At 60.1% G+C, this 9,440-nt stretch carries 10 protein-coding genes; 6 read left to right on the top strand and 4 right to left on the bottom strand.

Going from position 1 to position 9,440, the window contains the following annotated elements:
• Positions 1-27: 27 nt before the first annotated feature.
• The 3 genes from CFBP6623_RS18455 to CFBP6623_RS18445 form a co-directional block, all read right to left on the bottom strand.
• Positions 28-981 carry an acetyl-CoA carboxylase carboxyltransferase subunit alpha gene (locus tag CFBP6623_RS18455; protein ID WP_046799851.1) on the bottom strand — a complete coding sequence of 318 codons (954 nt, stop codon included), beginning with the start codon at positions 979-981 and terminating at the stop codon, positions 28-30.
• A 62-nt stretch (positions 982-1,043) separates the two neighbouring features.
• Positions 1,044-2,027, bottom strand: coding sequence for a site-specific tyrosine recombinase XerD (locus tag CFBP6623_RS18450; protein ID WP_046799850.1), 984 nt, complete (start codon positions 2,025-2,027; stop codon positions 1,044-1,046).
• Entirely contained in the window at positions 2,024-2,197 is a 174-nt protein-coding gene (locus CFBP6623_RS18445) for a hypothetical protein (RefSeq protein WP_046799849.1), read from the bottom strand. The genes CFBP6623_RS18450 and CFBP6623_RS18445 overlap by 4 nt, the downstream gene beginning before the upstream one ends.
• A gap of 188 nt (positions 2,198-2,385) precedes the next feature.
• Here CFBP6623_RS18445 and CFBP6623_RS18435 point away from each other — a divergent pair, with 188 nt between their 5' ends.
• Together CFBP6623_RS18435 and aroB are read left to right on the top strand one after the other, a co-directional pair.
• Positions 2,386-2,967 (top strand): shikimate kinase, encoded by a 582-nt coding sequence (locus CFBP6623_RS18435; RefSeq protein WP_046799848.1) that lies wholly within the window; start codon positions 2,386-2,388, stop codon positions 2,965-2,967.
• A 5-nt stretch (positions 2,968-2,972) separates the two neighbouring features.
• Positions 2,973-4,106: a 3-dehydroquinate synthase gene (gene aroB / locus CFBP6623_RS18430; RefSeq protein ID WP_046799847.1), complete on the top strand. Its 1,134-nt coding sequence runs from the start codon at positions 2,973-2,975 to the stop codon at positions 4,104-4,106.
• A 218-nt stretch (positions 4,107-4,324) separates the two neighbouring features.
• Here the strand turns inward: aroB and CFBP6623_RS18425 are convergent, their stop codons facing one another.
• Positions 4,325-4,606 (bottom strand): BolA family protein, encoded by a 282-nt coding sequence (locus CFBP6623_RS18425; protein WP_046799846.1) that lies wholly within the window; start codon positions 4,604-4,606, stop codon positions 4,325-4,327.
• 114 nt (positions 4,607-4,720) lie between these two features.
• Between CFBP6623_RS18425 and CFBP6623_RS18420 the strand changes: the two genes are divergently transcribed.
• The 4 genes from CFBP6623_RS18420 to CFBP6623_RS18405 all read left to right on the top strand — a co-directional run bounded on the left by CFBP6623_RS18420 (position 4,721) and on the right by CFBP6623_RS18405 (position 9,439).
• Positions 4,721-5,356, top strand: a complete 636-nt coding sequence (locus CFBP6623_RS18420) for a J domain-containing protein (RefSeq protein ID WP_046800025.1) — start codon at positions 4,721-4,723, stop codon at positions 5,354-5,356.
• 68 nt (positions 5,357-5,424) lie between these two features.
• A complete protein-coding gene (cobS, locus tag CFBP6623_RS18415) occupies positions 5,425-6,414 on the top strand; it encodes a cobaltochelatase subunit CobS (RefSeq protein ID WP_003509875.1) in 990 nt (329 codons plus the stop codon).
• Between the two features lie 105 nt (positions 6,415-6,519).
• Complete coding sequence (gene cobT / locus CFBP6623_RS18410; RefSeq protein WP_046799845.1) at positions 6,520-8,424, top strand: cobaltochelatase subunit CobT; 1,905 nt, start codon at positions 6,520-6,522, stop codon at positions 8,422-8,424.
• Positions 8,425-8,461: 37 nt separating this feature from the next.
• Positions 8,462-9,439, top strand: coding sequence for an esterase-like activity of phytase family protein (locus tag CFBP6623_RS18405; protein WP_046799844.1), 978 nt, complete (start codon positions 8,462-8,464; stop codon positions 9,437-9,439).
• Position 9,440: the final 1 nt, after the last annotated feature.

Here is a 9,440-nt window from a genome sequence, read left to right as displayed (position 1 = left end):
CGATATTCAAGGAAAATAAGGCCGGAGTTAGAGATTCCGGCCGATATCCAGGAACTTCTGGCGGCGTTCGGCGCGAAGCTGCGTGCCCGAACGCTGCGAAAGATCGGCCAGCGCCTTGGCGATCACATCACCGGTGGCGTTGATGACGGTTTCCGGGTCGCGATGCGCGCCGCCGATCGGTTCGGCAATGATACCGTCGATGACGCCGAGCGACTTCAGGTCTTCGGACGTGATCTTCATGTTGGTTGCGGCTTCCTTGGCGCGGGTCGAATCACGCCAGAGAATGGAGGCCGCACCTTCCGGCGAGATCACCGAATAGATCGAATGTTCAAGCATATAGACGCGGTTGCCGGTGGCGATGGCGATGGCGCCGCCTGAACCGCCTTCGCCGATGACGACGGATACGATCGGCACCTTGACGTTAAGGCACATTTCCGTCGAGCGGGCGATGGCTTCGGCCTGGCCGCGTTCTTCGGCGCCAACGCCGGGATATGCGCCTGCGGTATCGATAAGGGTGACGACCGGCAGCGAGAAACGGTCAGCCAGTTCCAGCACGCGGATCGCCTTGCGGTAACCTTCCGGACGTGCACTGCCGAAATTATGCTTCAGGCGGCTTTTGGTGTCGTTACCCTTTTCCTGGCCGATGATGGCGACGGGCTGACCGTTGAAGCGGGCAAGGCCCGCCTGAATGGCGGCGTCTTCGGAAAATTTGCGGTCGCCGGCAAGCGGCGTGAAATCGGTGAACAGCGCCTTGGCATAGTCAACGAAATGCGGCCGCTGCGGGTGACGCGCGACCTGCGTTTTCTGCCAGGCATTCAGCTTGGAATAGATATCCTGCATCGCATCATTGACGCGCGATTCCAGGCGGTTGATCTCCTCCGAGGTGTCTATGCTCTCGTCTTCATCGGCAAGCTTCTTCAGCTCGATGATCTTGCCTTCAAGGTCCGAGATAGGTTTTTCGAAGTCGAGATAATTGTGCATGAGATCCGTTTCCGATCGTTTTGCGCAAGGTTTGACCGGATTATCCGGCGGTTCCGGTCGCTCTAATCAAGGTTTTTGCCCTGTTTGGCAAGGGGGTGATGTGTTTGTACCAGTTCTTGCAAGCGTTCTTCCAGCACATGCGTATAGATTTGTGTCGTGGAAATGTCGGAATGGCCGAGCAGTTCCTGTACGGCGCGCAGGTCCGCGCCGTTCTGCAGGAGGTGGCTGGCAAAGGCATGACGCAGGACGTGCGGTGACACCGCCGAAGGGGTGAGACCGGCGCGAATGGCGATATCTTTGAGGTCGCGGGCGAAGACCTGCCGTGGCAGATGACCTTCCTTACTGCTCGAAGGAAACAGCCACGGGCTTTCCGGTGCTTCGGCTTTTTTCCCCGCCTTGGCTTTATCCGGCGCGAGCGCCTTTCTGGCGGCGTCGTATTTTTCCATGGCCTCGATGGCGGCGCGTGACAGAAGCACCATGCGGTCCTTGTTACCCTTGCCCCGGATCATCAGGAAGCGGCCTTCCTGCCGCAGCACCTTGACCGGCAAGGAAACGAGCTCGCTGACGCGCATGCCGGTGGCATAAAGCAGTTCAAGCAGCAGATGCATGCGGATGCGGGCAAGCTGGCCGGGACCGGCGGTGGCTGCTTCCTCTGCTGCGATGCGGAGAAGTCCCGTCACATCGGCAACACTCATCGTCTTCGGCAGGCTGAGACCCTTTTTGGGGGCGTCAATGATGCCGGTCGGATCGTCGCCGCGCAGCCCCTCCGAATAGAGGAAGCGATAGAACTGCCGCATCGAGGACAAGCGTCGAGCCTGCGAGGTGGCGGCAAAGCCTAGGGTGGAAAGATGGGTGAGATAGGCGGACAGGTCTGGCGTGGCGGCCTCGGTCAAAGACTGACCTCGGCCGGCCAGAAATTCGCGCAGATCCGAAAGGTCGTGTTCGTAAGAGGAAAGCGTGTTGGCGGCAGCACCTCTTTCGGCGCTCATCATCTCCAGAAAACTTTCGAGCCGCGCGCCGTCACGCCCTGCCGCTAGTCCGCTCATGGAGTGCGCCTTACCGGTTCTGCCGCAGGTGGGTTCAGACGTTCGGACGGAATGCGCACCGTCACCTCGCGGTCGCGCGGTTTCACGACCATGACAAGCAGCACCATGCCGCCATAGATCAGCCCCGCGATGGTCGCCAGTATCATCGTGAAGCGGAAGAGGGTGGGCATGGCGGCTCCGTGAAGGTGGCGGTCGAACTTATATGCGGTGCGGCGAAAGCGGCGGCAAGATCAAAAAGCCGGCTTTCGCCCCGTGCCGCATGCGGCGATGATTGTGATTCAACGCCATTCAGTCAGCAATTTGGCTTGACGCTTCGTAAACATTTGCAGATATCCATGCCAAACGGGCTTTCAAATTTATGAATGAAACGAATTTATCCGTCCCGGCCACACTCGGGGAACAAGCGCGGGCAAAGCTCGGACGGCGCAACATCGTCTTTGTCGGGCTGATGGGGGCTGGAAAGTCCGCGATAGGCCGAATGGTTGCCCAGCAGCTTAAAGTCCAGTTCATCGATACGGATGTGGAAATCGAGCGTGTCTCGCGCATGACGATATCAGAGCTTTTCGCCACCTATGGTGAGGAAGAGTTCCGGGCGCTGGAAACACGGGTCATCAAGCGGCTTTTGCGCGGCGGTCCCAAGGTTATCTCCACCGGTGGTGGAGCCTTCATCAACGACAATACCAGACGTCACATCACGCGGGGCAGCATCTCGCTGTGGCTTAAAGCCGATCTCGAGGTTTTGTGGGAAAGGGTCAACAAGCGCGATCATCGTCCGCTTCTCAAGACCGAAAATCCCAAGGCCACATTGGCGGCGCTGATGGAGAAACGTTACCCGATCTATGCCGGAGCTGATCTCACCATCGAATCCCGTGATGTCCGCAAGGAAATCATCGTGACTGAAGTGCTGGCCGCCATCGCCGGCATCGAACAGAAAGACTGACCATCATGACGCCTTCCGAAATCCACGCCGACGAACGCCTTGTCCATGTGCCGCTCGGTGAGCGCGCCTATGATATTCTGATCGGGCCGGGACTGATCGGCAGGGCGGGCGGTGAGATTTCGGCGCGGCTGAAGGGCAGGAGAGCGGCGATCATCACCGATGAGCATGTGGCGCCGCTTTACCTCGAAGGCCTGATGGATGGCCTGCAGACGGACGGTATCGAGGCGGTGTCGCTGACCCTGCCGGCTGGTGAAAAAACCAAGAGCTTCGAACATCTGGTCACCGTCTGCGATGCGGTTCTCTCCGCACGCGTGGAACGCAACGATGCGGTCATCGCACTCGGTGGCGGCGTGATCGGTGATCTCGCGGGTTTTGCCGCCGGCATCGTGCGCCGTGGCGTGCGTTTTGTGCAGATACCGACCTCGCTTCTGGCGCAGGTCGATTCCTCGGTGGGGGGCAAGACCGGCATCAATAGCCGCCACGGCAAGAACCTTGTCGGTGTTTTCCACCAGCCGGATCTGGTGCTGGCGGACACGGCGGTGCTTGACACGCTGAGCCCGCGCGAATTCCGCGCCGGTTATGCCGAAGTGGTGAAATACGGCCTGATCGACAAGCCGGATTTCTTCTTCTGGCTCGAAAAGAACTGGGATGAAATTCGCACCGGCGGTCCCGCCCGCATCCAGGCGATTGCGACCAGCTGCCAGGCGAAAGCCGATGTTGTTGTGGCCGACGAGAAGGAAAACGGCGTGCGCGCGCTCCTCAATCTCGGCCATACATTCGGCCACGCGCTGGAGGCGGCGACCAATTACGACAGCAAGCGGCTGGTGCACGGTGAAGGTGTGGCGATCGGCATGGTGCTGGCGCACCAGTTCTCCGCCCGTCTCAACCTCGCAAGCCCTGACGACGCGGCCCGTGTCGAGGCGCACCTGAAGGCGGTTGGACTGCCCACAACGATGAAGGACATTCCTGGTGAGTTGCCGCCGGTCGAGACGCTGATGACGGCGATCGCGCAGGACAAGAAGGTCAAGGGCGGCAAGCTCACCTTCATCCTCACCCACGGCATCGGCCAGTCTTTCGTGGCGGATGATGTGGCGGCCTCCGAGGTGCAGTCGTTCCTTTCGGAAAAGCACCCGGGGTGACGTGATTTATGGTGAGAAACGGTGAGGGTACCCCCTCATCGCCTCGCTTCGCTCCGGCACTTCTCCCCGGCGGGGAGAAGAACAAGCCGCAATGGCAATGCCATGCGGCATAGCTTTGAGCAAAGCGCTGCCGCATGGTTTCTTCTCCCCGAGTGGGAGAAGGTGGCCCGAAGGGCCGGATGAGGGGGCTTGCTATCGGCCCGGATGACAGCGTTAATCTAAAACCGCACCGTTTCCCCCGGTGCCGCCACCTCGATCGCGAGCGCATGCAGCCCCGCGTCGAGTTCCGGCTTCAAAACAGCATTGATCGCCCGGTGGCGTTCGACGCGAGACTTGCCGGAGAAGCTTTCCGATACTATCTGAACACGCATATGTGTCTCGCCCGTACCGGTTATATCCGGCTGGTGGCCCGCATGCATCTGGCTTTCATCGACGACTTTCAGGCGCTCTGGTGAAAAGCTCTCACGGAGCTTCGTTTCTATACGTTCTCGCAGGGACATGCGAAGGGCTCCATTCCTGTTGGCTGGTCTTGAAGGGGGTTACCTAAAAGCCAGCAACATTCCGCTTTGTCAATTCTTGTTGTGCGGCTTTTCGCACTCCATAATCAGGGCATCATGAAACTGGATTCGAAATATTTCGACCGCATCCGCACGCGCCGGAAAAGGGAGAGGGAACCTGAGGTTCAGGCTCCCACCTGCCAGTGGGACGGATGCGATAAACCGGGCGTTCACCGCGCACCTGTCGGCCGCAATGCCGAGGGGCAATTCTTCCTGTTCTGTTTTGAGCATGTGAAGGAATACAACAAGGGCTATAACTACTTCTCCGGCCTGTCGGACGGCGAGATCGCCCGTTACCAGAAGGAGGCGATCACCGGTCATCGTCCGACCTGGACGGTGGGCGTCAACAAGACGGCGCGCGACAGCCCTTTGCATTCGACACTTCGATCCGGCACCGCGAGCGGCAATGCCCGCATTCGCGATCCCTTCGGCTTCGCCGGCGGTTTTGCGGGCGGCGCAAAGGCCGGTGGACAGCGCATGCAGCAGGACCGCAAGCTGAAGACGCTGGAGGCAAAAGCCTTCGATACGCTGGGTCTTTCTGCCAATGCGAAGCAGGAAGAGATAAAAAGGCGCTATAAGGAGCTTGTCAAAAAGCACCATCCTGATGCTAATGGTGGCGATCGTGGTTCGGAAGAACGTTTTCGGGCTGTTGTTCAAGCATATCAATTGTTAAAGCAGTCAGGTTTCTGCTAAGCCAACTTACGTGTTTACCGCCTGATTGATGATGTGGCCGGGTGGCTGCCGCCCGCCTTGGAGACGTGATGAGCAAAATCGACCTTGATATTTCCAACCTGCCCGACACGACGGTGTCCGTGCGGGAGGTTTTCGGCATTGATACGGATCTGCGGGTTCCCGCCTATTCCCAGGGCGACGCCTATGTGCCTGACCTCGATCCCGACTATCTTTTCGACCGGGATACGACGCTTGCGATCCTTGCCGGTTTTGCTCACAACCGACGTGTCATGGTTTCCGGTTTCCACGGCACCGGCAAGTCCACCCATATCGAGCAGGTGGCTGCCCGCCTGAACTGGCCCTGCGTGCGCGTCAACCTCGACAGCCATGTCAGCCGTATCGATCTCGTCGGCAAGGACGCCATCGTCCTGAAGGACGGCAAGCAGGTTACCGAATTCAAGGACGGCATTCTCCCCTGGGCCTACCAGCACAATGTCGCGCTGGTCTTCGACGAATATGATGCCGGCCGCCCGGACGTGATGTTCGTTATCCAGCGCGTGCTGGAATCCTCCGGCCGCCTGACCCTGCTCGACCAGAGCCGTGTCATCCGCCCTCACCCGGCTTTCCGCATTTTCGCAACGGCCAACACGGTTGGCCTCGGTGATACGACGGGCCTCTACCACGGCACCCAGCAGATCAATCAGGCGCAGATGGACCGCTGGTCCATCGTCACCACGCTGAACTACCTGCCGCACGAGCAGGAAGTGAACATCATCGCCGCCAAGGTGAAGAGCCTCGACAATCCGAAGGGCCGCGAAACCGTCTCCAAGATGGTGCGCGTGGCAGACCTTACCCGTTCGGCCTTCGTCAATGGTGACCTTTCCACGGTCATGAGCCCGCGTACCGTCATCACCTGGGCGGAAAATGCGGAAATTTTCGGCGATCTCGCCTTTGCCTTCCGCGTGACCTTCCTCAACAAGTGCGACGAGCTTGAGCGTACCCTGGTAGCCGAGCAGTATCAGCGCGCTTTCGGCGTTGAGCTCAAAGAAAGCGCCGCGAACATCGTTCTCAGCGCCTGATCGTCCCCGGTTTTCCGGAGAAGATCACCGATGACTTGAAGACGCCGGCGGCTGCGCATCCTCTGATGGGTGGGCCGCAGGCGTCGGCAACTGACAGGAAAGACTATGGCAGGGCGCGGCGACAATTCCAGAGCGAAACCGGGTACGGCGGTTGATACGGAGCCGTTGCGTCAGGCGATTGCCGGGTGCGTGCGATCCGTTGCCGGTGACGCCGAGGTTGAGGTCGTCTTCGCCAATGAGCGGCCAGGCCTTGCCGGTGAGCGCATGCGCCTGCCGGAAATTTCGAAGAAACCCACGGCGCAGGAGATCGCCATCACGCGTGGTCTCGGCGATTCCATGGCGCTGCGTCTCGCCTGCCATGATGCGGATACCCATGCGGTGATGTCACCGCAGGGCGCCGAAGCGCAGTTGGTTTTTGATGCCGTCGAACAGGCGCGGGTGGAATCCATCGGCGCGCTGCGCATGCCGGGCATGGCCTCCAATATCAAGGCCATGAATACGGAAAAATACGCCAAGGCCAATTTTTCCGGCATCAACAATAAGGATGACGCACCGCTCGCCGAGGCTGTGGCACTTCTGGTGCGCGAGAAACTGACCGGCGAAAAGCCGCCGGCGAGCGCCGGCAAGGTTCTCGATCTCTGGCGCGACTTCATCGAAGACAAGGCCGCAGGCGACCTCAACGATCTTTCCCGCGTCATTACCGACCAGAAGGCGTTTTCGCGGCTGGTGCGCAAGATGTTGACCTCCATGCAGATGGCGGAAGATTTCGGCGACGAGGATAACGAGCCGGAAAGCCAGGAAGCGGAATCCAACGAGGATCAGCCGCGCACCAACGAGACCGAGGAAGAGCAGGTCGAGGAAGAGGCTGGCTCCGATGCGACGCCCGCCGATGAAAACGAGGCCTCGCAGGAGGAAATGGAAGAAGGCGAGATGGACGGTGCCGAGATGTCGGACGAAGAAATGTCCGACGATCTCGACGAGGATTCCGAAACGCCCGGCGAGACCCGCCGCCCCAACAGCCCTTTCGATGATTTCAACGAGAAGGTCGACTACCGCATCTTCACCGAGGAATTCGACGAGGAAATCCGCGCCGAGGAACTGTGTGACGAGGCCGAGCTTGACCGGCTGCGCGCCTTCCTCGACAAGCAGCTCGCCCATCTTCAGGGTGCGGTCGGACGGCTGGCGAACCGGCTGCAGCGCCGCTTGATGGCGCAGCAGAACCGTTCCTGGGATTTCGATCTGGAAGAGGGTTATCTCGATCCGGCCCGTCTGGTCAGGCTCATCATCGATCCCATGCAGCCGCTCTCCTTCAAGAAGGAACGCGACACCAAATTCCGCGATACCGTCGTTTCGCTCGTCATCGACAATTCCGGCTCTATGCGCGGTCGTCCGATCACGGTTGCAGCCACCTGCGCCGACATTCTGGCACGTACGCTGGAGCGCTCGGGCGTCAAGGTCGAAATTCTGGGCTTCACCACCAAGGCGTGGAAAGGTGGGCAGTCGCGCGAACAGTGGCTCGCCAATGGCAAGCCCGCTTCGCCGGGTCGCCTCAATGATCTGCGCCACATCGTCTACAAGTCCGCGGATGCCCCGTGGCGGCGCGCACGGCGCAATCTCGGCCTGATGATGCGTGAAGGCCTTCTGAAGGAAAATATCGACGGTGAAGCGCTGATGTGGGCGCATAACCGTCTGATCGGCCGCCCCGAGCAGCGCAAGATCATGATGATGATCTCCGACGGCGCGCCGGTGGATGATTCGACCCTGTCGGTTAATCCGGGCAACTATCTGGAGCGACACCTGCGTGCGGTCATCGAGCAGATCGAGACGCGCTCGCCGGTGGAACTGCTGGCAATCGGCATCGGCCATGACGTGACCCGTTATTACCGCCGTGCAGTGACCATCGTGGATGCGGATGAGCTTGCAGGCGCGATGACCGAGCAGCTTGCTGCTCTCTTCGAGGATACGAGCAGCGCCTCCGGTTCGTCCCGCAGGGTTCGCCGTGCGGGATAAGCGGGGCCGGGCTTCTTCCGCCTGCAAAACGCTTGCGATGGCCGCCATTCTGGCGGCCATATCGCTATGTCCGGTTTCCATCGGTGCTTCCACCATCGATGTGCCGGTGGGCGTGCGTCTGCTCTCCTCTTTCGAAGTCGGCACCAGCGAAAAACGTTTCGGCAAGCTGGAATTTATCGGCGGCATGGTGATGAGCGCGCCGGAAAAGCTGTTCGGGGCGATATCCTCCATCCGTTTCCGCCCCAATGGCGAGGATTTCGTGGCGGTGCTGGATACCGGCCATTGGTTGACGGGCAGGATCACGCGTGGTGCTGCTGGCGCGCTGTCCGGGCTTGCCGATGTCCGCATCACCCCCATGCTGGACATGAGCGGCCGCGAACCGCCGCGCAAGATGGAAATGGATGCGGAAGGGCTGGCGCTGCGCGACGGCAAGGTTTTCGTCAGTTACGAGCAGCGCCACAGGATCGATATCTATCCCGATCCGGGCTTCGCTAGCTCAAAGCCGCTCGACCGCCTGCCATATCTCATTCGCAGTAACGAGCTGCGCCATAATGGCGGCATGGAGGCTCTCGCGGTATCGCCGGCCGATTCGCCGCTTGCCGGCGCTCTGGTCGTGGTGGCTGAAAAAAGCATCGATACGGACGGCAATCTTCTTGCCGCCATTCTGGAAGGCCCGCGCAAGGGCACATTTGCCGTTACGCACCATCCCTCATTCGACGTGACGGACGGTGCGTTCCTGCCCAATGGCGACCTGCTGCTTCTGGAACGCCGGTTCAATTTCGCCGAGGGCGTCGGCATGCGCATCCGCCGTATCCGCGGCGCCGATATCCGTCCGGGTGCGGTGGTGGATGGTGAAATCCTGATGGAAGCGGGCATGGCCTACCAGATCGACAATATGGAGGGGATGGATGTGGTGAAGGGGCCGGATGGCTCGACACGCCTCATCATCGTGTCCGATGACAACCACTCGTTTCTCCAGCGCAATCTTATGCTGGAATTCAAGCTGGTGGATTGAA

This window comes from Agrobacterium tumefaciens (assembly GCF_005221385.1).
Taxonomy (GTDB): Bacteria; Pseudomonadota; Alphaproteobacteria; order Rhizobiales; family Rhizobiaceae; genus Agrobacterium; species Agrobacterium tomkonis.
This window is presented reverse-complemented; position numbering and strand designations above follow the sequence as displayed.

What these genes read in the sequence shown, in the direction of transcription:
- CFBP6623_RS18455 (WP_046799851.1), bottom strand. Translation starts at nt 981, where the DNA reads ATGCACAATTATCTCGACTTCGAAAAACCTATCTCGGACCTTGAAGGC.
- CFBP6623_RS18450 (WP_046799850.1), bottom strand. Translation starts at nt 2,027, where the DNA reads ATGAGCGGACTAGCGGCAGGGCGTGACGGCGCGCGGCTCGAAAGTTTT.
- CFBP6623_RS18445 (WP_046799849.1), bottom strand. Translation starts at nt 2,197, where the DNA reads ATGCCCACCCTCTTCCGCTTCACGATGATACTGGCGACCATCGCGGGG.
- CFBP6623_RS18435 (WP_046799848.1), top strand. Translation starts at nt 2,386, where the DNA reads ATGAATGAAACGAATTTATCCGTCCCGGCCACACTCGGGGAACAAGCG.
- aroB (WP_046799847.1), top strand. Translation starts at nt 2,973, where the DNA reads ATGACGCCTTCCGAAATCCACGCCGACGAACGCCTTGTCCATGTGCCG.
- CFBP6623_RS18425 (WP_046799846.1), bottom strand. Translation starts at nt 4,606, where the DNA reads ATGTCCCTGCGAGAACGTATAGAAACGAAGCTCCGTGAGAGCTTTTCA.
- CFBP6623_RS18420 (WP_046800025.1), top strand. Translation starts at nt 4,721, where the DNA reads ATGAAACTGGATTCGAAATATTTCGACCGCATCCGCACGCGCCGGAAA.
- cobS (WP_003509875.1), top strand. Translation starts at nt 5,425, where the DNA reads ATGAGCAAAATCGACCTTGATATTTCCAACCTGCCCGACACGACGGTG.
- cobT (WP_046799845.1), top strand. Translation starts at nt 6,520, where the DNA reads ATGGCAGGGCGCGGCGACAATTCCAGAGCGAAACCGGGTACGGCGGTT.
- CFBP6623_RS18405 (WP_046799844.1), top strand. Translation starts at nt 8,462, where the DNA reads ATGGCCGCCATTCTGGCGGCCATATCGCTATGTCCGGTTTCCATCGGT.